Below are 25,814 nucleotides of genomic sequence, written 5' to 3'. Positions count from 1 at the left end.
TCAGTATTTATAAGCTACTGAATTTATAGGCTACTTAATTTACAAGCTATTGACAGGCTTGGCACCGTCCACTGAGTTCGATCACGCTGCGTTCAACGACAAATCCCACGTCCTGCTCAGCAAAGCCCATTATTTCTTGTACTGGCAAGCTACTACATTCTTGCACCCGCTGGCACTGTCCACAGATCAGAAACGCCGCTGTATGCTGTGCTCTTGGATGACAGCAAGGAACATAAGCGTTAATAGAGGTCAATTGATGAATCAAACCTTCGCTTAATAAAAACTCTAAACTGCGATAAACCGTTGGCGGGGCGACGTTCTTTGTGGTTTGCTTTTTGCCCGATTGCTTTTGTGTCTCGTCATGACTGTCTGTATCTGATAGGCGCATGCTCTGTAATTGAGCGATCAAGTCATAGGCACCGATAGGCTTATTGGCTTCTAATATCAGCTGATATATTTGCTGACGCAGCGCAGTAAAACGTGAGCCATTTAAGCGACATTGTTCCTTTGCAGCGTTGAGGCGCTCTGTAATCTCTTGCGGCGTAAAGTCTTGCGCATCATGTAAATGTTCACAAATCGACGTATGGGTAGACATGGTACGGACTCCTAAAAATAAAATGGCTTTTTTATTCATTTTTTTATTGTTATAGTATAACATAATAAAACCATAAGCAGATAATCTGTCTCAAGGTATCTATTGCAGTTATCTACTGTACGGTAACTTTTGATCATGATGACGCTTTACCAAACATGATGCCTAAGCCCCATCATTCATATATCAAAGACACTTACTATGAACTCAGTTTTTAATCCTCTACTAAGCCCAGTTACTATGTTAAAGCGCTTACTGTTAAAACGTTTGCTAATCTCAGGCATGGCGCTCAGCTTTTTGACACTTAGTGCTCAAGCAGCAACCGTGAGTGTGAGTAACTATCCGATGTTTTTACTCAGTGAAGCGGTCACTGATGGTGCACCATCGGCGAATAGAATCTTACAGCCAGGCGATGTTGGGCATCATGGTAGTGTCAGTCCAAGTGATATGAAAGCCATCAAAGAAAGTAAGTTCGTCGTCTGGTTTGGACCTGCATTAGAAAATAGTTTAACGGGCAGTTTGCAAGATGCCCCTAATGCCATTGCGATGTTTGACTTTGATGCGTTTAACCGTTATCCGCTGCGTGATGTAAAAGGCGAGGTGATTGAGGGCACAATGGATCCGCATATTTGGCTAGATCCTGAGAATGCTAAAGCCATTACCCGTGCATTGGCAGTGATACACAGTCACGCCAATCCGGAGTATACAAGTACTTATCAGGCCAATGTCAAAAAGTTTTCTGAACGTATGGATAAAGCCGTTGCTGACATCCAGCAAGGGTCGCAAACCGTCCGTCCTTACTGGGTTTATCATGATGCTTATCAGTATATTGAAAAAGCAGCACATATAAAGTTAGCCGGTAGCTTGAGCCCTGATCATCATATTTCTCCAAAAGCCAGTCAGCTGCGTTGGTTAAATGAGAATCGCCCTGTGAATCAGATGTGTATGGTCAACCAAGGCGCTGTCTCTAAAGGTCTGCTTGCCAAGTTGCAGCCAGTAAAAACAAGCATACAGGCTGAAGACATGAGCAGTAGCACAGATTTTATCAGTGGTTGGCAAACCATGGCCCAGCAAATCAATCAATGTATAACACCATAAACGTGAAATATACTGCTACACCACGGGTCATATAGAGGTGTTCAAGTAATGGCGTGATTTGAGTTTAATAGATGAGAACACGCCATTGCCATAAGTCTGCGAGTTAGGTGACTGATAAAAGTCATATTTTACTTGCTTAATAGTTACGCTCTACCTATAATAAGTAGCGTTTTATTTTGGCCGAAAGGTAATACCTGTAGAGTAAGTCATTCACGGATAAAATTATCATAAGTATGATATATTGTCCCAATGCTGTAAGGGCTATAGGAATACCGATGACCAAGCCTGCCAAACGCACGCAAAAAGACAAGATTGGCATCTATATTAAACGACAAGCATGGATACTATTTATCCTTATTATCATTGCTTGGATAGTAGATACTATTTGGCTACATAGTGAGCTTACGATAGCAAAAAGCGCTGCAATTGGTGCGCTACTAAGTTTTATCACTCAAGCAGTATTTGCGTTTTTTATTTTTTGGTACACCGGATATCGCGCGCGCCAACACATCGTTAGCCAGCTATATCGGGGTCAAATGTCAAAATGGTTATTGACCGTGTTTGGTTTTGCACTAATTTTTATTACCGTACAACCCCTATCTGCGCCAGCGCTGTTTATCGGTTTTATGGTAATGCAAATTAGTCACAGTTGGATGTTGTGGCATATACGCTAGCGCTAATAAATGATCGCTAAACAGATGGTTTATTAATAGTACTGGCAAGTCACCCTGCCGTCCAGCTTCTCTATGACTAGTTCGAAAAGTCGAAGCACAACGCTGTCTTAGGATAGCACCAGTGAGTATAAAGACCGCACTATGAGTCTCCATGTTAGACGTAGTATGTAGTGAGAGGGTAGGGGTTATTCAACTATCTGTATTGCTGATAATTAGATTACTGATATCTGATTATGGTTAGTAGCTATATTAGCAAGTAAAACTGGTGGCTAACTTATTCATACAGTGGATAAAAAAATCACAATTGACTTTACACGAATACAACGCTGCATTAATATAGGCGGCTAAATACTTTGCTTATAAGCGCTACATTAAGCGCCGATTGTAAAAAACGGTCAGTGGGCAAGCACATATATAATAATTTTGCGTATAAAAATGCAAGGGCTATTACTGAGTTATCATAAGCCCTTTTTTGATAGCTAAAATTTATCTCACGCTATCAAATACTGCATATTAGTAATAGAACTATGGGTTGGATGTTGTTGGTTACATGAGTGATTTAGTACGGTTTATTTGTCTGATTAATAGCAAGACAGATACAAATACTACACCTCATCAGATGACAACCATATTTTTGGTAGTTGATTAAATCGTTGATTAATAAGAAGCTTACATTATGGCATCCGAGCAAACATCATCAGAATATATCTCTCACCACTTAACGAATTGGACGTATGGCTATCTGCCGGGCGAAGGTTGGAAAGTTGCTCATACTGCTGAAGAAGCAGGGGCAATGGGCTTTAACGCTATCCATCTTGATTCTATGCTATGGTCGATTGGTCTAGGTATCTTGTTTTGCGCCGTCTTTTGGATGGTTGCCAAAAAAGTCACTTCAGGCGTGCCAGGAAAAACTCAGGCAGCAGTTGAGATGATCGTTGAGTTTGTTGATAACAACGTTCGTGATTCATACAGTGGTACATCAAAACTGATTGCGCCATTGGCGTTGACTATTTTTGTCTGGATCTTTTTGATGAACTTGATGGATTTGATACCTGTTGATTTCATTCCAGGTATTGCTGGGCAAATCGGTGCCGCTATGGGCCATGATCCAGATCATGTTTTCTTTAAGATTGTTCCAACGACTGATCCTAACATCACGCTTGGTATGTCGTTCTCTGTCTTTGCACTGATTATCTTTTATAGCATTAAAGAAAAAGGTTTGGGCGGCTTTATCGGTGAGTTAACACTACATCCGTTTGGCGCCAAAAACCCAATCGTACAAGCGATTTTGATTCCCATCAACTTCATCCTAGAAGCAGTTACTCTAATAGCCAAACCTGTATCACTTGGTTTGCGTCTATTCGGCAACATGTATGCTGGGGAATTGATTTTCATACTGATTGCTCTAATGCCGTTTTGGATTCAATGGGCGTTATCGGTACCGTGGGCTATCTTCCACATCTTAGTTATTACACTTCAAGCGTTCGTATTCATGATGCTGACGATAGTTTACATGTCGCTTGCATCATCAACTGAACATTAATTAGACATTCAATAGGTAAATGAGGATACATCAATGGATCCAGTATTAGGTGGTTACACAGTTATCGCAGTAGCACTACTTATCGGTCTTGGCGCACTTGGCACAGGTATTGGTTTTGCTATTCTAGGTGGAAAATTCTTAGAAGGCGTTGCGCGTCAACCAGAGCTTGGCTCACAATTGCAAACTCGTATGTTCATCGTAGCAGGTCTTCTTGATGCTATTCCGATGATCGGTGTTGGTATTGCTATGCTATTGTTGTTCGCTAACCCTCTAGCAGGTTAATCCGAAAGCTCAGTTGTAAATGTTTGGTATTCGGAGACTTTCTATCAAATATAGTCAAGATTTGACTACCAAACATGATCAATGAAACTGATTTTTCATTAACAAAGAGGTGATCACGTGAATATCAATTTTACCCTCGTCGGTCAAGCCATTGCTTTTGCAATATTTGTGATTTTTTGCATGAAATTCGTGTGGCCACCACTTATCGGTGCCATCAATGAGCGTCAGCGTAAAATTGCTGAAGGTCTGAATGCCGCAGAAAAAGCAAAAGCAGATTTGGCGACCGCGGAGCAAAATGTCCAGCAGGAACTTGATCTTGCAAAGACCAAGGCTGCCGCTCTAATCGAGCAAGCAAACAAGAGTGCCAATCAGCTCATCGAAGATGCAAAATCGCAAGCCCAAGCGGAAGGCGAGCGCATTCGTCAACAAGCGCAAGCGTCTATCGACCAAGAAATCAATCAAGCGCGTGAATCATTACGTGCCCAAGTTGCTGAACTGGCTGTACTTGGTGCAGAGAAGATTTTGCAAGACAAAGTCGATGTGCAAAAACATGCCAGTATGTTAGACCAACTGGCGGCGAAGCTGTAATTGTGAGGATATAATGGCTGACTTATCAACCTTAGCACGACCGTACGCTAAAGCCGCGTTTGACTATGCCAATGAAAACGGCGCTGTACACGAGTGGGAAGATTTCTTACTTGTCGCTAGCACTGTTGTCAATGACAAGTCGTTCAGTACTTGGCTAGACAATCCAGCTGTTTCTGCTGAGCATAAGTCAGCTGCTTTGGTCGATCTTTATGACTCACAAGTGGCCGGTGATAGCGACTCTGCTTTTAAACAGCTACTAGGCGAGAGCAAAGGTTCTCGTTACGGTAACAGTATTAGCTACCCTAAAGTATCACCCCAGCTCAATAATTTTGTTAAGCAGTTGGCGCAACAAGAGCGTCTAGCGCTGCTTCCTGAAGTTTATGAGCATTATCGCCGTCACAAGGCAATAAGCTTAAAGCAGCTTGACGCATATGTGACTTCTGCCTACCCATTGACTGATGACCAGCGTCAAATGCTACAAACGCGTCTTGCTGCCTCGCTAAATGCCAGTGTAGTGATTCACGAATCAGTTGATCCAAGTTTATTGGCAGGCGCTACAATCAAAGTCGGTGATAAAGTCATTGATGATTCGATGCGCGGCAAGTTACAACAGTTAAAAACACAGCTAACTGCCTAATGCCATTTATTGATGCAGTCATATATTATCTGCGTCATAGCAAGAGCATTTGAGTCAGTGGGCGGGTTATCATAAATTAAAGGAAACAAGGCAATGCAACAATTGAATCCAGCGGAAATCAGTAACCTGATTAAGCAGCGTATTCAAGACCTTGATGCGGGTGCAACTGCAAAGAATGAAGGCACGATTGTCAAAGTATCTGACGGTATCGTGCAGATTCATGGTCTTGAAGATGCCATGTACGGCGAAATGATTGAGTTTGAAGGCGAAATCTACGGAATGGCTCTAAACTTAGAGCGTGATTCTGTTGGCGCGGTAGTACTTGGTGATTACCTAAAGCTGCAAGAAGGTCAAAAAGCCTATTGTACTGGTCGTATTCTTGAAGTACCAGTAGGTCCTGAGCTGTTAGGCCGTGTTGTTGATGCTTTGGGTAATCCTATTGATGGCAAAGGTCCTATCGATGCCAAGATGACTGATAAAGTCGAAAAGATCGCTCCAGGCGTTATCGACCGTCAATCAGTAGATCAACCAGTAATGACTGGTTATAAAGCCGTTGATACCATGATTCCAATCGGTCGTGGTCAGCGTGAGCTTATCATTGGTGACCGTCAGACTGGTAAAACAGCGATGGCTATCGATGCGATCATCGCACAGAAAGCTTCAGGCATTAAATGTGTATACGTGGCTATCGGACAGAAACGTTCGACTATCGCTAACGTCGTACGTAAGCTTGAGCAAACTGGTGCACTAGAATATACCACTGTTGTGGTTGCTTCAGCATCAGAGCCTGCAGCACTTCAGTATATCGCACCGTACTCAGGTTGTACGATGGGCGAATACTTCCGTGACCGCGGCGAAGATGCACTGATTGTATTTGATGACTTATCAAAGCAAGCCGTTGCTTATCGTCAGATTTCACTACTATTACGTCGTCCGCCAGGTCGTGAAGCTTATCCTGGTGACGTATTCTATTTACACTCACGCCTACTTGAGCGTGCATCACGTGTAAATGCTGATTATGTAGAAAAGTTCACTAACGGTGAAGTGAAAGGTAAAACTGGTTCTTTAACCGCACTACCAATCATTGAAACACAAGCTGGTGATGTATCTGCATTCGTACCAACCAACGTGATTTCGATCACTGATGGTCAGATCTTCCTAGAGTCTAGTTTATTCGCCTCAGGTATCCGTCCAGCAGTAAACGCTGGTATCTCGGTATCTCGTGTTGGTGGTGCCGCTCAGACTAAGATCATCAAAAAGCTATCTGGTGGTATTCGTACCGCTCTAGCTCAGTATCGTGAACTAGCAGCATTCGCTCAGTTCGCATCAGATCTTGATGACGCAACTCGCGAACAGCTTGATCATGGTGAGCGTGTGACTGAATTGATGAAGCAGAAGCAGTATCAGCCGATGTCAATCTCTGAGCAAGCAGCCGTTATCTATGCTTCAAACGAAGGCTTCTTAGCTGACGTACCTGTCGAAAAGATTGGTTCTTTCGAAGAAGCATACCTACGTTATATGCATGATGAGCAAAGTGAATTGATGCGTGAGATTGATGACACTGCGAACTACAACGATGATATCGCAGGTCGTTTAAAGTCATCTCTAGAGACCTTTAAACAAAATCACAGTTATTAATTTAACGGGTTAAGCCGAATTGGTTATAACTGTAGCTTAGAGCTGATAAAGTGGCGCGTTGTCTGATCAGATATTTGCGCCACTGTTTTAACCATTATCGGTATTAGATCGCGTAATGCCACAAGATATAAAATGTTATTCTGTAAGACTGATGTTGTATATCAAACGATTGTCGCATGCGCCAATGCTTTTTAACCCTCTTATATTGGAATCATTATGGCAAGCTTAAAAGAGATACGTGCCAAAGTCACCAGTATTAAAAGCACCCAGAAAATTACTCGTGCTATGCAAATGGTAGCGGCAAGTAAAATGCGCCGTGCGCAAGAGCGCATGGACGTGGGTCGCCCGTATGCTGATAGTATGCGCCGGGTTATTTCACATTTGGTGCATGCCTCATCAGACTACAAACATCCGTATATGGTATCGCGTCCAGTCAATAAGGTTGGCTATATTGTCATTACCTCTGACCGTGGCCTAGCGGGTGGTTTGAATATTAACTTATTCAAAGCCCTAACTAAAAGTATCCAAGATTATCAAGATCAGTCTGTACAGGCTGAGTTTGCAGTCATCGGTGCCAAAGGTGTGAGTTTCTTCAAAAACTTTGGTGGTAAAGTTACGTCGGCTGTGACCGATTATGGCGATAAACCAACGTTTGAACAATTGAATGCACCGGTTCAAGCGATGCTTGAAGACTATAATAACGGCAATATTGACCGTATTTATGTAGTCTATAACCGATTCGTCAATGCAATGACTCAGAAACCAACAGTTAATCAGTTGGTTCCTCTACCAGAGCAGTCATTTGATGATGAAGACAGTGGTCTACAGACAGAACTTAGCTGGGATTATATCTACGAGCCTGACATCAAGACGTTGATTGATGAATTGCTTGGTCGCTATATTGAGTCGATTGTTTATCAAGCGGTAATGGAAAACATTGCCTCTGAGCAGTCTTCACGTATGGTTGCGATGAAAGCGGCAACAGATAATGCTGGTGACCTTATTAACGATTTACAGTTGGTTTATAACAAGCTGCGTCAAGCGGCGATTACCCGAGAAATCTCGGAAATCGTTGGCGGTGCTGCTGCTGTTTCATAATTGACTACACCTATATATAGAAGTTCAAGGAGAACGCAATGAGTAGCGGTCGTATTGTACAGATTATTGGCGCGGTTCTTGACGTTGAGTTCAACCGTAATGAAGTTCCTCAAATTTTTGATGCCTTGCAAGTAGACGGTACCGAAACTACCCTAGAAGTACAGCAACAGCTGGGTGACGGTATTGTACGTACTATTGCAATGGGTTCAACCGAAGGTTTAAAGCGTAACCTACCTGTTACTAATACTGGCGCACCTATCTCTGTGCCTGTAGGTACTGGTACGCTAGGTCGCATCATGGATGTTCTTGGTCGTCCTATCGATGAAGAAGGTCCTGTTGTTGCTGACGAAAAATGGTCTATCCACCGTGAAGCGCCAAGCTACGCAGATCAGTCAAACAGCACTGAGCTACTAGAAACTGGTATTAAAGTTATCGATCTACTTTGCCCGTTCGCTAAAGGTGGTAAAGTTGGTCTGTTTGGCGGTGCTGGTGTTGGTAAAACCGTTAACATGATGGAGCTGATTAACAACATCGCTCTAAAACATGAAGGTTTGTCAGTATTTGCTGGTGTTGGTGAGCGTACTCGTGAAGGTAACGATTTCTATCACGAAATGCAGGAAGCTGGCGTTGTAAACACTGAAGACTTCAGTAAGTCTAAAGTAGCAATGGTATATGGCCAGATGAATGAGCCACCGGGTAACCGTTTACGTGTTGCACTGTCTGGTTTGACTATGGCTGAGTACTTCCGTGATACCAAAGATCCTGTTACTGGCAAAGGTCGTGACGTCCTATTGTTTGTTGATAACATCTACCGTTATACACTAGCGGGTACAGAAGTATCAGCACTACTTGGTCGTATGCCATCAGCGGTTGGTTATCAGCCAACACTAGCTGAAGAGATGGGCTTACTACAAGAACGTATTACGTCAACTCAGTCAGGCTCTATCACTTCAGTTCAGGCGGTATACGTACCTGCGGATGATTTGACCGATCCATCACCTGCTACAACGTTTGCTCACTTGGATGCAACAGTTGTACTAAGCCGTGATATCGCATCACAAGGTATCTATCCTGCGGTTGATCCATTGGATTCAACATCACGTCAGCTAGATCCACAAGTAATCGGTGAAGATCATTACAATGTTGCTCGTGGTGTTCAGGAAGTTCTACAGCGTTATAAAGAGCTGAAAGACATCATCGCTATCTTGGGTATGGATGAGTTATCAGAAGAAGATAAACTGGTTGTTTATCGTGCTCGTAAGATTCAGCGCTTCTTGTCTCAGCCATTCCACGTAGCCGAAGTCTTCACTGGTGCACCTGGTAAATACGTACCACTACGCGATACCATTGCTAGCTTTAAAGCAATCATCGCTGGTGAATACGATGACCTACCAGAGCAAGCGTTCTACATGGCTGGTAGCATCGATGAAGTAGTCGCTAAAGCTGAAAAAATGAAGTCTAAGTCAGCGTAAGTTGTATGAGCATAAGCTAACGAGTAGATATAATATAAACCTTGTATCTACTCTTCAGTAACGCATCGCAGTTTTACTGTTTTTTGATCGCGCTTTGATGGTAAGGAATTAAGTATGGCAACGTTACAATGTCGCGTCGTAAGTGCTCGTGAAGAGTTGTATTCAGGCGAAATTAGCATGTTAATAGCTACTGGTACCGAAGGCGAGATTGGTGTATTGCCAGGTCACACACCGCTTATTACTTTGCTAAAGCCAGGTGCAATGCGAGTGCAAACACCAAACGGTGAAGAAGAAGTAATTTACGTCTCAGGTGGCGTACTAGAAGTACAGCCTAAGATGGTTACGGTATTGGCTGATACAGCCATGCGTGCACACAATCTTGACGAAAGCAAAATCGTTGAAGCACGTAAAAAGGCTGAGCAAATGCTAGTTAATCAGTCTGATACGCTACAAACCAATGCGGCTTTGGCCTCACTTGCAGAGTCAGTAGGACAATTACAGACTATTCGTAAGTACAAAAACCGCGCGTAATTTACTACTGATAGCTATAGCTAGTCATTTAGAGTTATCGCTATAAGTAATGATAAAAAACAGTCCATTATATGGGCTGTTTTTTTATGTCTATTCATTATGAAATTAACGGTTCTGCGGTAAATACACACGGTTATTACTTGGATAGTATTTGTGGTAGTTCAATCTATTCTCAGGAAAAATCTTTTATTATCAATGAATCATCGCCTATTGAAATTTTCTTAAAAAGACACTGGCGACAAGGGTAATATATGGTTATATTAGACATAACGTATTATAAGTAACGAGCAGTAACTGTACGCGATAACGTTGGCTCGATGGTTTGGGTAATTAGCAAACGATAGATAATACAAATTGCGATGTACTAACGAAGTAATTGGCGTAATTTCTGGATGCAAACTAAAGTTTTGATAGGGGTAGTTTATAGGTTTTGTTACCGACTATCAGCTATAGTACAGGAAGCTGATAATTTAATAGTATACTGTGCTACCAAGTTTGTAACAGCTATACGAACATCAATTGTGCCACTATACGGTGCTATTAATTTTACCGCTCTTACTTTTACTGCTTTTAAATTAGATGTATTAGAGGATATAACAATGACAACGAATGAAGAAGACAACACCCCCCGAATCTTGATTGTTGAAGATGATGAGCGTCTGGCCATGTTGACTCAAGATTACTTGGTCAAAAATGGTTTAGAAGTGGCAATTGAAACTGATGGTAATCGTGCTATTCGCCGTATCGTCAATGAGCAGCCAGATATGGTTGTACTTGATGTCATGCTACCTGGTAGCGATGGTTTGACCGTATGCCGTGAAGTGCGTCCGCATTATCAAAATCCAATTTTGATGTTGACGGCACGTACTGAAGACATGGATCAGGTATTGGGTCTTGAGATGGGTGCTGACGACTATGTTGCCAAGCCTGCTCAGCCACGCGTATTGCTTGCTCGTATTCGTGCGCTACTGCGCCGCTCAGAAAATGCACCATCAGAAGATGTACCACAACGTCTAGAGTTTGGCGAGTTAGTAATCGACAACGGTGGTCGTTCAGTTAATCTAGGTGATGAATTGGTTGATTTCACCAGTGCTGAATATGATTTACTATGGTTGCTTGCTTCTAACGCAGGTCGTATTCTATCTCGTGAAGATATCTTTGAGCGTCTACGCGGTATTGAGTATGATGGTCAAGATCGTTCAATTGACGTACGTATCTCACGTATTCGTCCAAAAATCGGTGATGATCCAGAAAATCCAAAGCGTATTAAGACCGTACGTAGTAAAGGCTATCTATTCGTAAAAGAAGGCAACTAATATTGTTGCTTCTATAGGTTGATTAATTATTAATCACTATTCGAAAAAACCAGCAACGATGCTGGTTTTTTTGTGGCTAAATTTTAATTTTTAAACTTAAATGCAGTGTTATGTGGTTTAATTAACTCATTATTATAGACGCTGACTAAATATATGTCATACATATAAGTCTTTGGATGATTGCCACATATGAATTAAAATGCGGTACTTAAAAGTCAAAGTCAAAGTCAAAGTCAAAGTCAAAGTCAAAGTTAAAGTTAAAGTTAAAGTTAAAGTCAAAGTTAAAGTTAAAGTTAAAGTTAAAGTTAAAGTTAAAGTTAAAGTTAAAGTTAAAGTTAAAGTTAAAGTCTATCCCTATTCGATCATGTTCGATATCGTCAAACACATAGCACTACCTATATGTTTGATGATATTAGCAATCTCTATTTATTAAGTTGGTCACGGCACGTATGTCATTAGTCTCTTCTTTAAAACACAGTATTTTTGTTCGTATCTATGCTGGGCTACTTATAGTCTGCTTATGTGTGGCACTGTTTGCGCAGTTATTGATGGATACCATCAATAAGGAGCGTGTCCAGTCCTATCGTGAAAATATGGCAAAGGGCGCGTTTCATTTGGTGAGTGAAGGCATCTCTCACCAAAATAGCGAAGAAGAGCGTGAATATTGGTTATCAGATGCGAGTAGTTTGTTTGGTACTACTTTTAAAGTCTTGCCTATTGACGAAGTAGATTTTAGCGCCAGTGAGCTACGACGCTTTAAAAATGATAATACCGTTGTACGTTATTTCAACCAGCCTGTATATGCAGATGTTTATTATCGCCTGCCGGATAATAAGAGTGTATTAACAGCGAGAATCTCACAGGTTACCGAGCAGCAAGTACGGGCAATCGCGGTCTTTTTATTAGATGATTTGTCTTATCACATGACGCTATCGGACAAGCGCGCACGTCTGGCTGAATTGGAGAAGAAGTTTTCTTTTCCTTTAGCATTCAAAGCAGTTAATACGCTTGAGTTAGATTCAGATCAGATGGCTCGTCTGCGTCGTGACGAAGTTGTTATATCGCTGCAAGATACTAACAGTAGTACGAGTAACTCTGCGATTAGGGTAGTGGTACCCTCTGAAATCAATGATATGGCAATTTTGATTGGGCCTATACCGTTATTCAATTGGTTTCCGCTTAACTTAATTATTAGTATGATTCTTATTAGTATGTTCCTAATTAGCTTAGGTGTATATGCGCTCATCTTCCCGCTTGAACGTAAGCTACAATTGATTCAGGTAGGCGTGAATGAGGTCAGTCAAGGTAACCTTGATATTCAAGTACAGGTTATTGGTCAAGATGAAATAGCACGTTTGTCAGCAACTTTTAATGCCATGACCTCGCATATTAAGCGTTTGATTGAATCACAGCGAGAGCTTACCCGAGCGGTTTCACATGAGCTTCGTACTCCAGTGGCTCGTATTCGATTTGCCGTAGATATGCTTGCTGATACGGATGACGAAGACTCACGTTTTATGCAGCGTGACTATATTGATGAAGATATTGAATCGCTTAATGGTTTGATTGATGAGATCTTGACCTATGCTAAGCTTGAGGAAGGGTCACCAAAGTTAGATTTAGAACCAGTAAACTTAAGAGAGCTGTTAGAGCAGATCGAGCGCGAAACCAATGCGCTAGGTAAATCTATCAAAATAGTAACCAGTTTACCAAATGCAAAAGTCACAGCAGTTGCGGATAGACGCTACTTACACCGTGTGATTCAAAATCTTGCAGGTAATGCATTACGCTATGCAGAAACAACCATTATCATTAGTGCTGGTGTCAAAAAAGGCAATGCCTTCGTTAGTGTCGAAGATGATGGTCATGGTATTCCTGAAGCAGATCGCGAAAAAGTATTCATTCCATTCTCACGCTTAGATGACAGTCGTACACGCGCGTCAGGTGGCTATGGTTTAGGCTTGTCTATTGTATCGCGCATTGCCTTTTGGTTTAATGGTAGTATGAAAGTAGATGAGAGTCGTGAATTAGGCGGTGCAAGGTTTGTGATGACATGGCCTATTAAACCATTGACGCAGATTCTTGCTGCTGATGAATTGACGCAAGAGAAAAGCGAGCGCGACTTCGATACTAAGTTGTCAGATTAAACCAAGTTATAGGGCTAAGCTATAAGAGAAAGCTATCAGGCTAAATCATCAGACTAAATTATCAGGCTAGGCCATAATTATTATTCATGTTGCTAAAGAGAATAAGCGTCATCTTAATGGTATAACAGGATACAGATTTATAGCTGGGTGACGCGCTCGTCGCTATTTTTAAGACAGTTGGACAATGTCATAGGAGGGCATAGGATGCCATATTTATTTGGTGGCTTGGTAGTGTTGAATGCGATTACGCTAGGCTATTATTTATTTTTAAAACAGCCGTCAACGACCCAAACACTACAAGCAGCTCAGGCTGAAATTACCCAGCCACTAGCTTTTACTAACAGTGCTGAGTATATCCCGCCGGCTATTGGTAGCAAAGACTAGCGTTGACCTCTTTGCTTATTCAGATTAAAGTCTCATCGCTATTTTGAATTTGGCACCGTATTGTCTACCTCAGATACCTCTTCTACTTCAGCCGCTAGCGTAGTATCTCCAGCGACTTTAGAGAGTAGGGGAATACGTACGCATACTTGTAACCCACCTTCAGGGTGGTTGATGGCTTCAACAGTACCATGATGTAATCGTGCAATACGATCAACAATCGCAAGACCTAGTCCGCTACCTTGAGTAGTTCGTGCCGTCTCTCCACGTTCAAACGGTTGCATAATCCGCTCTAATTGATCGTCAGCGACGCCATCACCGCAATCTCGTACACAAATCACTAACTGTTCTTGTGCTTCTTTGTTCACCACATTTTCGCTGACCACATCGGTATCTTCGTCTTCGAAAGTTTCTATAAATGTCGGTACAACCGTTGCCGATAAATAAATTGGTGGTTTTCCATAACGATTGGCATTATTAACCAAATTTATAATCAGACGCTTGATGGATAATGGACGTACGGGAACGACCTTGTCGCATTCTGACTCATATACAAACTTCATTGGCGCAAACTGCACCATGATTTCATTAAATATAGTGTCTAGGTTGGTCAAGCTGACTGGCTCATCAGAACCGTCTTTCATGAATGAGATGAATTGCTCCAAAATGGCATCCATATCCTCAATATCGTAAATCAGCCCTTCACGGAAAAAATCATCTGGTAGCATTTCTGCGGTCAAGCGCATACGAGTCAACGGCGTCCGCAGATCGTGTGAGATACCGGCAAGCATAATGGTTCGCTCTTTCTGCGCTTGGTTCAATGTTGTAAACAGTCGGTTGAACGCCATATTAACCTGACGTATCTCTGTGGGGCCTTTTTGCGTTGGCAGTGTGGTTGCATGACCAAGCCTAATATAGTTAGTGGCTGCCCGCTGTAGGTAGCGTAGCGGGCGATTCAACTGACGGGCTAATAGAATAATCGTTAGTAACGATAGGATAGGCAGTCCGATCAAAAATAGCACCAGTAACGTCGGGCTATATTGTGAATAGTAAACCACAGGCTCACGCACCCAAAAACTGTCATCACGGCTATCTTGTACCCATAGCTGTGGCGTTGGCTTAAATTTAAAATAGACCTCTACAGGACGACCAAGCTGCGCACCGATTTCACGCTGTAGTACGTCCGTAAAAAAGCTCACGAACGGCTTATCAGCGACTTCTGGAAAGTCGCTGGGATTGTTTACCACGACGACATGAGAGTGCTGGTAAATCCATTGGCGTACTTCGGGACGACCTTGCCAGTCTTTATTGACACTATTGATCAGCTGCAATTCACTCGTCAAATAACGCGCATGGTTTTTTAGCTCTGGCAGATATAGACTGCGCCAAAAGAACAAAATTGATAAGCTCACACTGATAAGCACGATAAAGGCAACCATCAAGGTTGTTAACCAAGTGTTGGAATAAGAGCGTGGCAGCCAACCTTTGCGACGCGGCTTTGGGTTCGGAGAGATCATATGGGTCCAACAGAGTAAAAGAAAAGTTATTGTGATATAGCGTGTAGTTCTCTAAATATGATTGTCTTAAAGCTAGTCTGTGCATCAATCTATAGCGGTATATCATAGAATAGCATAACCAATAAATAGTACTGATACAGTATGCAATCGACGAGCGAGCCAGATAGTCATTAGAATAGATGTAAAGTTAAGCTGAAGGATAAATATATTTAGCAATCATCTATTTTTTAGAGAGAGCAATAGTAATCTATAGAATCTAAAGAAAAACTTTAAAAATAAGCCATTATCATCAGTTATATTTTACTTAGGTCGACATTTAAGCTATTGTTAATAAATAATTAAATATGCACAGTTTATGTTTTCAACAAATAAAGACTGTGATATAATTATGCCCTTTTTGGTATACCTGCGAAAGAGAGAATTCACATGGTTGTTATTCGTTTAGCACGGGGCGGTGCCAAGAAACGCCCATTTTATCAAGTAGTTGTTGCTGATCAACGCCGCGCGCGTGACGGTCGCTATATTGAAAACATCGGCTTTTTTAACCCACTCGCTAAAGAGTCTGAAGAAGCAGTACGCCTAAACATGGAAGCGTACAATGCGTGGATCGCAAAAGGTGCACAACCTTCAGATCGCGTTGCTTCATTAGCAAAAGCTTACAACAAGTCTGCAGCTCAAACTGAAGCAACTGCTTAAGTTTTGGTTGTTACTGAGACGTTCATAGCAAACTATGACATGACTCAGTAGACTTTAGAATACATAGCGTAACTGGTCTGACCAGGGTGCGCCATTAACTGTTTATCGCTTTTGACGCAATTGTTTTTGCAATTGCTGTTTTAATCATTGTTAGGTTAGCTGCTATGTCATCTGTTCCAAACGCTAGTGCCCTTATGAAAATTGGTCAGCTTAAGAAGCCTTACGGCATTAAAGGCTGGCTTTGGGTATTTAGTGATACGGATGACCGTACAGCGATATTCGACATGAAGCCGTGGTGGATGAAAACTGCCACTGGCATGAAACCTTTAACTGTGAAGGCTTGGCGTGAGCAAGGAACAGGAATTGTGGCTCAATTTGAGCAGATTCCTGATCGTAATGTTGCTGAGACTATGAACGGTGTTACCGTTTGGGTCGAACAAAACGTCCTACCTGAAACAGCTGAAGACGAATATTATTGGTCGGATTTGGTCAGTCTGCGCGTGATGAACGAGCAGGATGAGTATCTAGGTAATATCACTGAAATGTTTGAAACCGGTGCCCATGACATCATGCGTGTAACGGCAAATTCAGACAGTTTAGACAATGAAGAACGCCTGATTCCATGGCATAAGCAAACTGTGATAGAAGTCAATATGACTGAAAAAACAGTGCTTGTGGCATGGCCGAGTGATTACTGATAGCGTTTCTGGCTTTTTAGTCAGACGTTATTAGTACTTACACCGATTGTTTTAGCCTTAATGCAAGTAGACATCAGATGTATTTTGCCGTAATTAGTATTTTTCCTGAGATGTTTGCCACGATTCGTGAATTTGGAATCACGGGCCGAGCAGTGACTCAAGAGCAAGTTACGATTGAATGCATTAATCCACGTGATTATACCACCGATAACTATCGCCGTATTGATGAGCGCCCTTATGGGGGTGGTCCTGGGATGGTGATGATGGCTGAGCCATTATCGAAAGCCATTGAGGATGCACGATTGCGTGCCAGTCAGTATGGTTGCCGTGTCGATAGTGAGCACTGTCCGGTGATTTATATGTCGCCGCAAGGACAGACGCTTAGTGAGAGTAGCGTAGTCAATATGACTGATTACGATGGCATAATTTTATTATGCGGTCGTTATGAAGGCATCGACGAGCGTTTACTATCAAAATACGTCGATATGGAAGTATCGTTAGGTGATTACGTGTTGACTGGTGGCGAGTTGCCAGCAATGGTGCTGATGGATAGTGTGATACGTCGTCTGCCCGATATCATGGGTGATGACAAGTCAGCGGAGCAAGACTCTTTTGTCGATGGCTTGCTTGACTGTCCACACTATACTAAGCCGCATGAGTTTGCGGGTATGGCGGTTCCTGAGGTATTACTTTCAGGTCACCATGCCAATATCGCTAAGTGGCGTTTTAGTCAGCAAGTCAGTCGTACGCAAACGCGTCGTCCAGACTTATGGCAAGCGTTTACCCCAACGGTAGAGCAAGCGAAGTGGTTGAAAGCATTGGCTAAAGCAGATAAAAAGTAGATTTTTAGAATCTGATTTTATCGTTACTAGGTTTGATAAACAGTTAAGAAACAGAATTTTGAGCAATAATAAAACGAGTCATAGCATAGTGGCCGTTGGTTATAACCCATTTACGTTGTGTCTCACTATAAAGAGATGCGATTAATTATTACAAACAGGTGATATGCGTCAAGCCTCTATTATCTAATGTGAGGAGATAACTCTCATGAGCAACAAGCATCCATTGGTTCAGGTCATCGAAAACGCTCAATTGCTTGAGCGCCCAAGCTTTGCACCCGGCGATACCGTTGTGGTACAAGTAAAAGTACGTGAAGGTGAGCGTGAGCGTTTACAGGCTTTTGAAGGCGTTGTAATTGCTAAGCGTAACCGCGGTTTAAACTCAGCGTTTACCGTACGTAAAATCTCAAGCGGCGTTGGCGTTGAGCGTGCATTCCAATTGCACTCACCAATCATCGATAGCATTGAAGTGAAACGTCGTGGTGCTGTTCGCCGTGCGAAACTGTACTACTTACGTGAGCGTTCTGGTAAATCAGCACGTATCCGCGAAAAACTTGCGCCACGTCCAGCTCAGAAAAAGACTGATGCTGGCGTACCTGATGCCGTTGATACTGCACCTGGTATTTAAGCACAAGTTTGCCATTTTGAGCTGATCGTATTATTTTAGGGTTGGCTCAAGACAAGGTAATAGTAGATACAAGCCCTTATTCATAGGTTTATTTATAAATAAGCGGGCCATACCAAAAAAGACGAAACCCCAATCTATGCGAAAGCTAGATTGGGGTTTTTGTATGTGTGAGCTTATCAATTTAGGCTTGTTGAGTGACTAGCTAGCGATTAACAGCTGATAGGTATTATGCCTTGCCATTAGTCAAAAAGCCTTGCCAGTAAAGTAGCCAAAAACTATTCAGTATGGGGTGTTTCAATTCGGCTGGCCTGCTCTTTAGATTTGCTGTATTTGCGTAGTCTGATATACAAGGTTTTGGTGACGGTAGCAATGAGCTTTTGCTGGTCGTCTACGATATCGACTTTATATTCACGAAATACAGCTTCACCGTCTTTTGCCAACTCTTGAATGGTAATCACCTCAGTGCTAGGTATTTTCATTCGTGCGGTGACTTTACTATTACCGGGCGCGATAAAATCAATATGTGAGCTTTTGTCCCAAACCACATAGTTGCTACCTAATTGATGCATCAGCATCAGCATATAGAAGGGATCTACCATGGAGTATAAACTACCACCGAATTGAGTACCGACGATATTTTTGTTGAGAGTGGTCAGTCCCATGCTTACCACGCACAAACCCTGATCAAGACTGATATGATCGATTTTGATACTTGCGCCAATATATGGTGCATAAGTATTAAGGCGCAGTTTTAATAGATGTGGTGTCAGCAACGGCATGATGCTTTGCTTGGCCCGTCGTTTCAAAGTCTCAAGGTTGGTAGGTAATACGCTCATAAACTTGTCCTGTTGCCTTTTCTCAATTTTTGATTGTATTAATAATGCGGTTTTACACAGAATCACTGAGAAATAAATCGATAAAAAGTATTTATCATAATTAAAAAGTACTCAGCCCGCTAGCTCTAAAGCGTAACCGAAATGACATATTTATGCCCACTTATAAGTAACGATCGTTATTTATTATAACTATCTTTGCTATTCATCTATGTGATAAAAAAATCACCGAGATGTAAATCATTATCAATAAAACGGTCGTTTATTCTAATGCAAAGTCTATAAGAGAGAGGTTTTTTCCTTATAGTTTTCTATTAAGGTTAATTTTGTCTCAAATAGAAACTTTAGTTTATATATTATAATGAGATGTATAGTATCTTTAAATGGTTTTAGGTTCGCATTTCATCAAGTCTTGGCATACAATAGTTCGCAGTTTGTAATAAGCGCTTTGGTCTATGACATTAGAGCAGAGCGTGTGCAGTCAATCAAAGACGTAATCGACACAAGGAAATGTGATGAGTAACCCTCAGACCCCCTCTTCAGGGTCTAATCCGCCGACTTCGAACGTAAACCACGACAGTCAAGCACTAGGAAGTTATGTAGATTTGCATAAATCCAGTTCTAGCTTCGACAGTCGTGATGCTTATTTAAACCACGAATTACAAATCATGCAGCCAAAACGCTGGCGTCCTAATTTACCATTTCGTGATTACCGTTTTGAATACGAAGATACTATTCCAGCAATGGCCGCGACCATCGGTAAAGTTGTTATGGTGGGCGCCATTGCAGCAACCTTTGCAGGTCCACTCGGCTTAGGTGATGCGTTTGTTCTAGAAAACGTGCGCTATGAGCTATTGATCGTCTCTTTCTTTATTATTTTATTTTCGGGCTTTCTATTGCCGACGGCCAACCTTGCTGGTACTCACGGTCCATTAATCCCTCTGATTCCTATTGTGGTAGCAGCTGGTGGGCACCCGATGGCCTTTGGTTTGCTTATCGGTGCTTTTGGTCTGCTCCTTGCGATTAGTAAAGGGGGGAGTCTGCTTGCTAACTTGACCAGTAAAGGTGTGTGCGGTGGCCTCTTGATTTACTTGGGCTTTATCGGAACTACCTCACAGGTCAAAAATCTCTTTGCTTGGGCAGAAGGGATTGGCATGTCGCATATCGCTTTCTTTATTATTCTGGCGACCATCCTGCTGTATGCATTGCTTGAGCATTGGCAAAAACGCTGGCTCGCGGTTCCGCTAAGCTGTGTGTTGGGTGGTGGTCTTGCATTTGCATTGGGCGCACCTTTTGAGTTCAAAACAGCGCCAGGTTTACCAAACATGAACCCAATGTATTGGTGGGGCGAAAACACAGGTTGGATGCTAGGTCTGCCGACGATTGAAAGCTTCATTGTAGTACTGCCGTTTGCTATTTTGGCTGTGGCGATGTGGTCGCCAGATTTCTTAGGCCATCAAGTATTCCAAAAAATCAGCTATCCTAAGCGTACTGAAAAAGTGCTTATGGATATTGATGACACGATGACCAGTGCTTCATTTCGTCAGGTCGTCGGCTCTGTATTAGGCGGTGCCAACTTTGCGTCATCGTGGGGAACGTATATCGTTCCTGCGGCGATTGCGAAACGTCCGATTCCTGCCGGTGCTTTATTGACGGCATTGTTTTGTATTATCGCAGGTGTTTGGGGCTATCCGATGGATTTGGCCATTTGGCAACCAGTGATGTGTGTGGCCTTGATCGTTGGAGTATTTATTCCATTACTAGAAGCTGGTATGGAGATGACGCGTGAAGGTAAAACCACGCAGTCTGCTGCTATCGTGGTATTCGCGTCGGCATTGGTTAACCCAGCCTTCGGTTGGTCGCTCACGCTATTGCTTGATAACTTGGGCTTGATTGGCTCTAAAGAACGCAGTGCCAATTTGACTAAGATGAGCCGCTGGATCATACCGGGTATTATGTTTGTAGTACTGACAGGTGTCATGGCTATCGTCGGTATGCTGCCGGGTATCCCAGCATTGATGGCAAACTTCCGTCATTAATAGTATGTAGTCGAATAAACGATAATAGAACAAACTAAGCCAGCGAAAGCTGGCTTTTTTATGGGTAGCGCTGCGATAATAATTGGCTTGTAAAACAATGACTCCCGCCCCATAACTAGCAGTATTACTAAGATTTTTAAGAGCAATAAATTCTATGGTTAATGTCTCAGAATCGAGTCCTGTCGATGATAAAAAAGCCCGTCTTAAGCATCTGATTAAACGCCTGCCTAACTTGCCAGGAGTGTATAAGATGCTGGGTAAGAACGGCGATATATTATATGTTGGTAAAGCTAAGTCGCTAAAAAGCCGGGTAAATAGCTACTTTGCTAAGACGATAGATCATCCAAAGACACGGGCGCTAGTGGCGCGGATTTATAATATTGAGACTATCATTACGCGTAGTGAGACCGAAGCGCTGTTGCTCGAGCAGAATCTAATCAAAGAGCATCGTCCGCCCTATAACGTGCTGCTGCGTGATGATAAATCCTATCTTTATGTGTTTATCTCAGCCGATAAGCCTTATCCACGCTTGGCTTACGGTCGTGGCAAAGGTAATCACCAGAAGGGTCGATTCTTTGGCCCGTTTCCCTCTGCACATGCGGCAAAAGAAACGTTGGTGTTGATGCAGAAGATGTTTCAAATGCGGCAATGTACTAACACCTTTTTTAAGCAGCGTCAGCGTCCTTGCCTTGAGTATCAGATCAAACGTTGCCGTGCGCCCTGTGTCGGTTTGGTATCGCCAGAAGAGTACGCAGAAGATGTGAATAATACTATTCGTTTTTTAAAGGGCGACTCTAGTGATATTCATACGACTCTGATTGAAAAGATGGAAGCGTCAGCTGAAGCACTAGATTTTGAGAAAGCAGTATTTTATCGTGATCAGTTGTCCATGTTGCGTGAAGTACAAGCAAGGCAAGCAGTCTATACCGTACAAGGTGAGGCAGATGTGATTGCGATTGCCAGTCAGGCTGGCATGACCTGTGTGAACGTACTGACGGTACGTGGCGGCCGTGTATTGGGCGGGAAAAACTATTTCCCAGATGTGGATAGTAGTGAGTCGTTAGCAGACAATTTATCGGCCTTTATTACTTCATTCTATTTCCAAGTGACCGATGATTTGCCCGCTGAAATCATATTGAGTCATCAGATACCGGATCAGGTGGCAGTGAGTGAAGCATTGGCAACGCACTTTGGCAATAAAGTAGTTATTAAGACCAATGTGCGCGAGCATCGCTCAGAGTGGCTGGACTTAGCCACATTGAATACCAGTAATGCATTAAAAACCAAGCTTGGCGATTATTTAGAGCTACATGCACGCTTTGGTGCACTAAAAGACGTATTGGCGACTGTCACCGATCGGACGATAGATCGCATTGAGTGCTTCGATATCTCACATACGATGGGTGAGGCGACCATTGGTAGCTGCGTGGTATTTGATCAAGGTGGCTCGCGCCGTCGCGATTACCGTCAGTATGCTATTCATGACATCCAAGGTGGCGATGACTATGCAGCGATGAAACAAGTGCTGACTCGGCGTTACAAGAAACAGCCATTGCCGGATTTGCTATTGGTTGATGGTGGTAAAGGTCAGCTTGGTATTGCCAAAGAAGTATTAACTGAGTTGGGTATTCTTGGCGATACTTTGCTCATTAGTGTGGCAAAAGGGGAAGGGCGCAAGGCTGGGCTTGAGGTATTGCACTTTATCGATCACGAACCGTTAGATCTACCGATGGATAGCAAAGCATTGCACTTGTTAATGCATATTCGTGATGAGGCACATCGTTTTGCGATTACTGCTCATCGTAAAAAACGCGATAAGCGTCGCTCATCATCAGTGCTAGAGGTAATACCGGGATTGGGTGAGAAACGTCGTCGTGACTTGCTCAATCACTTTGGTGGTATGCAGCAATTGCTTGGCGCTTCGCAGCAGGAGTTGGCAGGCGTACAAGGAATCGGACCAGTACTCGCAAAAACGGTTTATAAAGTATTGCATGAGTAATGGATTAGATATTATCAAGCAGCAGTTTTTATTGATTGTCTATAAATAAGGCTATGTGAAGATTAAACAAAAAAGGGGCAGTCTTGGATAAGTAAAATTATCCAAGACTGCCCCTTTTTTAATAAGCTTTTACTACTTATCAGTTTCTACTTTATAAGTGGTAAATTTAAAGCTTAAATCGCTTTTTTCATCGTGCATTTGCTCAGATTCGTCTGCTACTTTAAAGCGTTCTGGCAGCTCAGGATAGAATGCATCACCGTCAGCAATATCAGTATCTACATGAGTCAGCTCAATACGGTCGGTGTACATCAGAGCGTCACTAAATACTCGCTCACCGCCAATCACCCAAATCGTATCGAGATGCGCGCCATGTGCTAGGCTAGCTGCTTGTGTCAGAGCATCGTCTAAGTTGTGTACCACATAAGCATTGCTGCTATCTGCGAGACCATTTGTCTCAGCATAATCCATCTGTGTCGTGACAATGAAGCTCACACGCTTTGGTAATGGTTTGCTACCCATCGACTCAAATGTCTTACGACCCATAATTACGATACCTTGAATCTTACTATCGTTTTCTTTGGTCGTCATGCTTTTAAAATGTTGCAAATCTGCTGAGATATGCCACGGTAGCTCATTGTTTTTGCCGATACAGCGATTGCTACTAATAGCAGCGATTTGGGCAACTTCGGTATGGGCATAGCTCATAATATATCCTTTTTATTGTATTCTTAAATTTTGCTCTGATTCAGTGTAGTTAACCAGACTAACTTTATACGGCAACTTTGGCTTTGATAGCAGGGTGCGACTCATAGTCATTGACACTAATGTCTTCGTATTCAAACGCAAATATGTCTTTCACTTCAGGATTCAAAGACAGTGTCGGCAGTTTATATAGCGATCGTGTCAACTGTAGCTCGGCCTGCTCACGGTGGTTTTGATAAATATGACAATCACCACCTGTCCAAACAAACTCTCCAACTTCTAGACCACACACCTGCGCGATCATATGAGTCAATAGCGCATAGCTCGCAATGTTGAAAGGCACGCCTAAAAAATTTACAACCCCTAATTTATGCACAAGTCGTTTTATTTTCTAGTGTAGAGCGCTATATTCTGACTGTGCATTTTTAATTATGCACACTACGAACTATGTAATCACTCAGTTGTTTTTAGAAGTAATACCAACATTATCTGATTTACTGAGTGCGTGTTTTGATAAGATATATTATATCTTATCAAAACATATAAAACACTTACCCCAATACTAAAAATCACCCTAAAGCCCGATCAACCAACGCATCGGTAAGCTGAACTTGCGTCTCTTGAGATTGCTGTAGCTTCTCTTTTAATTGGTCACAAATAGCCATAAGTTCACCAACTTTGGCAACGATTTGGCTTTGCTCCTCTAAGGTTGGTAAAGGAACTGGAACGGATTCGACAGTTTTCTTATTTATTTTTGGCATAGTACCAGAAGTGCCTACCATTCTCTCCCACATAAACTTCCTCGAAGTAGGTGACGATAGAGCTATAGATAAGTATTTTGGGTGTATACAACTATCTGCTTGAATTTTCATCATCAAATCTGGATAGATGAAACCAGGAATATCTTCATGTATCAGTAAATTACTTCCAACGTATTCAGCTGAATTTCCACGCTGTATTAAAATATCATCTTTAGTTAACCATAAATGGGAATCAGCTGCTATTTCTTTATCAAAGTTTTTGCTTTTTTCGAGTAATAAACTTCCTGTTGATGTAGCTCCTAAAGATAAAACTTTTGCTTCGCTGGGATAATCAACCTCTCTTGGTGAATACCCATTTTTCGGTCCAAATAATAACACTTTTTCCAGCGGTACAACTTTGATATCCAAATTGTCTGTAAGTAACCCTTTAATTGCCATATCGAGAATTGCTTTAGCAAGCTCTTCGATGCTTTGTTTAGTAGTAAATAAAATATCGAAATATTCTGCAATTCTCTTCCAGTTTTGCTTCAATTCATCAGAATTAATGCTTTCTGTTAAGGTGGCTAACAGTACCTCTACAAGGGTAGAATGAGCATCGATACTGCCTTCAGTTTGCTGTTCCAATTGATCACATAGCAACATTAAGTTACCAACTTTGGCAACAATACGCTGTTGTTCTTCTTTGGGAGGAATGGCAATTACAAGATGTGAGAATTTCGCCATTGAAATACCACCAATTATCCCTGTCATCGAATCCGAAAACTGGCTAAAAAAAGTTGGAGACAGAAAGTTCTGACCTATGCTGTCAAATCTGTAGACATTGACTTGGGAGATTTTAGTTACGCAGCCTGACGATAAAAGTCAAACCATACCTGTCTTGGCGTTTTATAGCCTAAACCCTTTTGGATTCTAGTTTCACTGCGAGCATAGCTCTTGCCTTGCGTCGCTGCAAAGCAGTCCTTTGCTGATCGCTCCTCATTGTACTCAAGCTCAATATATTTAGTGATATCACTGATGGCTTCAAACCTTGTTTTATAGTCTTCGTGATACACCAACTCATTCTTTAATATGCCCCAGAAGCTTTCTATGGGCGCATTATCAAAGC

General features: G+C 42.2%; 25 protein-coding genes and 1 pseudogene. 19 read left to right on the top strand and 7 right to left on the bottom strand.

Going from position 1 to position 25,814, the window contains the following annotated elements; translation table 11 throughout:
* Positions 1-46: 46 nt before the first annotated feature.
* The gene (locus JMX91_RS07825) at positions 47-595 is read right to left on the bottom strand and encodes a Fur family transcriptional regulator (RefSeq protein ID WP_201548398.1); all 549 of its coding nucleotides are present in this window, start codon (positions 593-595) and stop codon (positions 47-49) included.
* 198 nt (positions 596-793) lie between these two features.
* Between JMX91_RS07825 and JMX91_RS07820 the strand changes: the two genes are divergently transcribed.
* From JMX91_RS07820 to JMX91_RS07760, 13 genes are all read left to right on the top strand, one after another.
* Complete coding sequence (locus JMX91_RS07820; RefSeq protein WP_201548396.1) at positions 794-1,690, top strand: metal ABC transporter solute-binding protein, Zn/Mn family; 897 nt, start codon at positions 794-796, stop codon at positions 1,688-1,690.
* A gap of 275 nt (positions 1,691-1,965) precedes the next feature.
* Positions 1,966-2,364 carry an ATP synthase subunit I gene (locus JMX91_RS07815; protein WP_102093133.1) on the top strand — a complete coding sequence of 133 codons (399 nt, stop codon included), beginning with the start codon at positions 1,966-1,968 and terminating at the stop codon, positions 2,362-2,364.
* 676 nt (positions 2,365-3,040) lie between these two features.
* The gene (gene atpB, locus JMX91_RS07810; RefSeq protein WP_201548394.1) at positions 3,041-3,907 is read left to right on the top strand and encodes a F0F1 ATP synthase subunit A; all 867 of its coding nucleotides are present in this window, start codon (positions 3,041-3,043) and stop codon (positions 3,905-3,907) included.
* Positions 3,908-3,940: 33 nt separating this feature from the next.
* The gene (atpE, locus tag JMX91_RS07805; RefSeq protein WP_010197960.1) at positions 3,941-4,189 is read left to right on the top strand and encodes a F0F1 ATP synthase subunit C; all 249 of its coding nucleotides are present in this window, start codon (positions 3,941-3,943) and stop codon (positions 4,187-4,189) included.
* A gap of 117 nt (positions 4,190-4,306) precedes the next feature.
* A complete protein-coding gene (locus tag JMX91_RS07800) occupies positions 4,307-4,777 on the top strand; it encodes a F0F1 ATP synthase subunit B (RefSeq protein ID WP_058023503.1) in 471 nt (156 codons plus the stop codon).
* A 13-nt stretch (positions 4,778-4,790) separates the two neighbouring features.
* Positions 4,791-5,414, top strand: coding sequence for a F0F1 ATP synthase subunit delta (locus JMX91_RS07795; protein ID WP_075106456.1), 624 nt, complete (start codon positions 4,791-4,793; stop codon positions 5,412-5,414).
* Positions 5,415-5,507: 93 nt separating this feature from the next.
* On the top strand, positions 5,508-7,052 hold the full coding sequence (gene atpA, locus JMX91_RS07790) for a F0F1 ATP synthase subunit alpha (RefSeq protein WP_057762002.1): 1,545 nt from the start codon (positions 5,508-5,510) through the stop codon (positions 7,050-7,052).
* 216 nt (positions 7,053-7,268) lie between these two features.
* Positions 7,269-8,150, top strand: coding sequence for a F0F1 ATP synthase subunit gamma (gene atpG, locus JMX91_RS07785; RefSeq protein WP_101205955.1), 882 nt, complete (start codon positions 7,269-7,271; stop codon positions 8,148-8,150).
* Between the two features lie 38 nt (positions 8,151-8,188).
* The gene (gene atpD / locus JMX91_RS07780; RefSeq protein WP_057761998.1) at positions 8,189-9,622 is read left to right on the top strand and encodes a F0F1 ATP synthase subunit beta; all 1,434 of its coding nucleotides are present in this window, start codon (positions 8,189-8,191) and stop codon (positions 9,620-9,622) included.
* Between the two features lie 114 nt (positions 9,623-9,736).
* Positions 9,737-10,153 (top strand): F0F1 ATP synthase subunit epsilon, encoded by a 417-nt coding sequence (locus tag JMX91_RS07775; RefSeq protein WP_057761996.1) that lies wholly within the window; start codon positions 9,737-9,739, stop codon positions 10,151-10,153.
* 599 nt (positions 10,154-10,752) lie between these two features.
* Positions 10,753-11,469 (top strand): response regulator, encoded by a 717-nt coding sequence (locus JMX91_RS07770; RefSeq protein WP_057761994.1) that lies wholly within the window; start codon positions 10,753-10,755, stop codon positions 11,467-11,469.
* A 449-nt stretch (positions 11,470-11,918) separates the two neighbouring features.
* Complete coding sequence (locus JMX91_RS07765) at positions 11,919-13,616, top strand: ATP-binding protein (protein ID WP_201548392.1); 1,698 nt, start codon at positions 11,919-11,921, stop codon at positions 13,614-13,616.
* Positions 13,617-13,820: 204 nt separating this feature from the next.
* Entirely contained in the window at positions 13,821-14,000 is a 180-nt protein-coding gene (locus tag JMX91_RS07760; RefSeq protein WP_201548390.1) for a hypothetical protein, read from the top strand.
* A gap of 38 nt (positions 14,001-14,038) precedes the next feature.
* Here JMX91_RS07760 and JMX91_RS07755 read toward each other — a convergent pair whose 3' ends face one another.
* Positions 14,039-15,514, bottom strand: coding sequence for an ATP-binding protein (locus JMX91_RS07755; protein WP_201548388.1), 1,476 nt, complete (start codon positions 15,512-15,514; stop codon positions 14,039-14,041).
* A gap of 426 nt (positions 15,515-15,940) precedes the next feature.
* Between JMX91_RS07755 and rpsP the strand changes: the two genes are divergently transcribed.
* From rpsP to rplS, 4 genes are all read left to right on the top strand, one after another.
* Positions 15,941-16,210, top strand: a complete 270-nt coding sequence (rpsP, locus tag JMX91_RS07750; RefSeq protein WP_021812802.1) for a 30S ribosomal protein S16 — start codon at positions 15,941-15,943, stop codon at positions 16,208-16,210.
* A gap of 164 nt (positions 16,211-16,374) precedes the next feature.
* Entirely contained in the window at positions 16,375-16,908 is a 534-nt protein-coding gene (rimM, locus tag JMX91_RS07745; protein ID WP_101205950.1) for a ribosome maturation factor RimM, read from the top strand.
* A gap of 77 nt (positions 16,909-16,985) precedes the next feature.
* Positions 16,986-17,750 carry a tRNA (guanosine(37)-N1)-methyltransferase TrmD gene (trmD, locus tag JMX91_RS07740; RefSeq protein ID WP_201548386.1) on the top strand — a complete coding sequence of 255 codons (765 nt, stop codon included), beginning with the start codon at positions 16,986-16,988 and terminating at the stop codon, positions 17,748-17,750.
* Positions 17,751-17,955: 205 nt separating this feature from the next.
* Positions 17,956-18,375 (top strand): 50S ribosomal protein L19, encoded by a 420-nt coding sequence (rplS, locus tag JMX91_RS07735; protein WP_165598205.1) that lies wholly within the window; start codon positions 17,956-17,958, stop codon positions 18,373-18,375.
* Positions 18,376-18,650: 275 nt separating this feature from the next.
* Here the strand turns inward: rplS and JMX91_RS07730 are convergent, their stop codons facing one another.
* Positions 18,651-19,211 (bottom strand): DUF4442 domain-containing protein, encoded by a 561-nt coding sequence (locus JMX91_RS07730; RefSeq protein WP_201548385.1) that lies wholly within the window; start codon positions 19,209-19,211, stop codon positions 18,651-18,653.
* Positions 19,212-19,723: 512 nt separating this feature from the next.
* Between JMX91_RS07730 and JMX91_RS07725 the strand changes: the two genes are divergently transcribed.
* Positions 19,724-21,247, top strand: coding sequence for a DUF3360 family protein (locus JMX91_RS07725; RefSeq protein ID WP_227679326.1), 1,524 nt, complete (start codon positions 19,724-19,726; stop codon positions 21,245-21,247).
* A gap of 154 nt (positions 21,248-21,401) precedes the next feature.
* Positions 21,402-23,246 (top strand): excinuclease ABC subunit UvrC, encoded by a 1,845-nt coding sequence (gene uvrC, locus JMX91_RS07720; RefSeq protein ID WP_201548384.1) that lies wholly within the window; start codon positions 21,402-21,404, stop codon positions 23,244-23,246.
* A 132-nt stretch (positions 23,247-23,378) separates the two neighbouring features.
* Here the strand turns inward: uvrC and JMX91_RS07715 are convergent, their stop codons facing one another.
* The 4 genes and pseudogenes from JMX91_RS07715 to JMX91_RS07700 all read right to left on the bottom strand — a co-directional run.
* The gene (locus JMX91_RS07715) at positions 23,379-23,951 is read right to left on the bottom strand and encodes a dihydrofolate reductase (RefSeq protein WP_201548383.1); all 573 of its coding nucleotides are present in this window, start codon (positions 23,949-23,951) and stop codon (positions 23,379-23,381) included.
* A gap of 64 nt (positions 23,952-24,015) precedes the next feature.
* Positions 24,016-24,300 (bottom strand): annotated as a pseudogene (gene thyA / locus JMX91_RS07710) (thymidylate synthase); the annotation flags it as partial.
* Positions 24,301-24,517: 217 nt separating this feature from the next.
* On the bottom strand, positions 24,518-25,459 hold the full coding sequence (locus JMX91_RS07705; protein WP_201548382.1) for a restriction endonuclease subunit S: 942 nt from the start codon (positions 25,457-25,459) through the stop codon (positions 24,518-24,520).
* An 89-nt stretch (positions 25,460-25,548) separates the two neighbouring features.
* A partial coding sequence (locus tag JMX91_RS07700; protein WP_201548381.1) for an IS3 family transposase occupies positions 25,549-25,814 on the bottom strand: 266 nt, incomplete at its 5' end.

It is taken from the genome of Psychrobacter sp. Pi2-1, from assembly GCF_904846645.1.
Classification (GTDB): Bacteria; Pseudomonadota; Gammaproteobacteria; order Pseudomonadales; family Moraxellaceae; genus Psychrobacter.
This window is presented reverse-complemented; position numbering and strand designations above follow the sequence as displayed.